This window comes from Streptomyces sp. YS415, from assembly GCF_023544665.1.
Classification (GTDB): Bacteria; Actinomycetota; Actinomycetes; order Streptomycetales; family Streptomycetaceae; genus Streptomyces.
Genome location: NZ_JAMJFL010000079.1, coordinates 1 through 2,092, shown reverse-complemented (window position 1 = coordinate 2,092; position 2,092 = coordinate 1). Strand labels below are relative to the sequence as shown.

The 2,092-nt window shown below is 72.0% G+C and carries 1 protein-coding gene; it reads right to left on the bottom strand.

The features are described 5' to 3' along the window. On the bottom strand, nucleotides 1-2,092 hold a 2,092-nt coding region (locus M8H82_RS36310; RefSeq protein WP_250080017.1), incomplete at both ends, for a polyketide synthase dehydratase domain-containing protein.

The following is a 2,092-nucleotide window of genomic DNA, read 5'->3' as shown; positions in this document are numbered from 1 at the left end:
GCTCTCCAGGACCAGACCCATCACCCGGTCACCAGGGGCGAAGTCGGTGACTCCCTCCCCCACTTCGAGAACGACACCCGCGGCCTCGCTGCCCAGCACCGGGCGGCCCGGGTACATCCCGAGGCTCATCAGTACGTCCCGGAAGTTCACCCCGGCGGCGCGGACGGCAATCCGTATCTGGCCGGGCTCCAAAGGCGCGGACGCCTCCCGTGCCGGAACCAGTGCCAGCCCTTCCAACGTCCCGGAGCCCGACGTATCGAGCCGCCAAGCGGACTCCTGCCCCGGTACCGTCAGACTCCCTCCGGAACCGTCCGCGCGCACCAGACGCGGCACCAGCACCCGACCCTCACGGACCGCCGACTGAGGCTCCCCACTGGCCAACGCCGCTCGCAGCACGGCCTCCTCGGCGACCGGGTCGGCGTCCAAGAGAACGATGCGGCCAGGGTTCTCCGACTGCGCGGACCGGACGAGCCCCCACACCGGGGCGATCGCCAGATCGGTGAGGCCACCGCCGTCAGTGGCCACAGCACCGCGCGTCAGCACGGCAAGCCGCGACCCGGCCAACCGCTCCTCGGACAGCCAACCCCGTACCAGCGCCAGCACCTCACCAGTGACCCGGGCGGCAGCGTCGGCGAGCGGTGCGCCGTCCTGAGGGCCGGAGACCTCGATCAGTGCCACCTCGGGGACCGCGTCACCCGCGTCGAGAGCGGCGAGTACGGCATCGAGTCCGGCGTACCGCGTCACGTGCACGGGAGCGGCGTCGGCGACCGCGGCCGGCGTCCACTCCAGCCGGTAGAGGGAGTCCGGACCGCTCATGGCGGCTGCCGCCAACTGGTCGGCGGCCACCGGACGCAGCATCAGCGACTCGGCCACGGCGATGGGAGCGCCGGTTGCGTCCGCCAGCTCGACGGAGAGGGTGTCCCCGCCCAGGGGTGCGATACGGACGCGGGCCGCGGTGGCACCGGACGCGAAGAGCGACACGCCCTCCCAGAGGAACGGCAGCCGCAGCCCCTCCCTCAGCTCCGAGGTCGCCAGGACCGCATGCAGCGCCGAGTCCAACAGCGCCGGATGCACCCCGAACGCCCGCGCCTGGCCCTGCGCGTCATCAGCCAGCTCCACCTCGGCAAAGACCTCGTCGCCCAACCGCCAGACGGCCGACAGACCCTGGAACACCGGCCCGTAGGCATAACCGGCAGCCTCGGCCTCCGCGTAGAACCCGGACACGTCCACCGGCTCCGCTCCGGCAGGCGGCCATACCGACAGATCCGTGGACGACACGACCGGGGCCTCCGCAAGGACACCTTCCGCATGCAGCGTCCACGCGCCACTCCCATCGGCCGACTCCGGTCGCGAGTACACCGTGAGCGGGCGCCGCCCGTCCTCCTCGGCGGCACCGACGACGACCTGGATCTGCACACCACCCTGTTCGGGCAGGACCAGGGGCGCCTGAAGCGTCAGCTCGCGCACACTCCCGCAACCGACCTCGTCACCGGCCCGCACTGCCAGCTCCACGAAGGCCGTCCCCGGCAGCAGCACAGTCCCCGCCACCGCATGGTCGGCGAGCCAGGGATGCGTACGGGTCGACAGTCGGCCCGTCAGCAGTACCCCGTCCCCGCCCGCCAACGGAACCGCCGCACCCAACAACGGGTGCCCGGCCTCACCGAGCCCAAGCTCGACGGGGTCACCGGTCGCGGCGTCATCGGTCAGCCAGTAGCGCTCGCGCTGGAAGGGGTAGGTGGGCAGGTCGACGCGGTGGGGGTTGCGGCCTTCGAAGAGGGCGGCCCAGTCGACATCGACGCCACTGACCCACAGCCGGGACAGGGCCTGCGTGAACGTCTCCACCTCACCGTGGCCCCGCCGGGTGGCCGGGACGAACAGCCCCTCTGCGCTTTCGGCGGCCATCGCGGTCAGCGTCGCGTCGGGACCCAGCTCCAGGAACTTCGTCACCCCGGCATCGGCGAGCGCCTTGATCCCGTCGGCGAAGCGGACCGCTTCGCGCACATGCCGTACCCAGTACTCGGGGGTGCGGATCTCCTCCCCCGCCACCTGACCCGACAGGTTGGACACGACCGGGATGCGCGGCTCGGCGTAG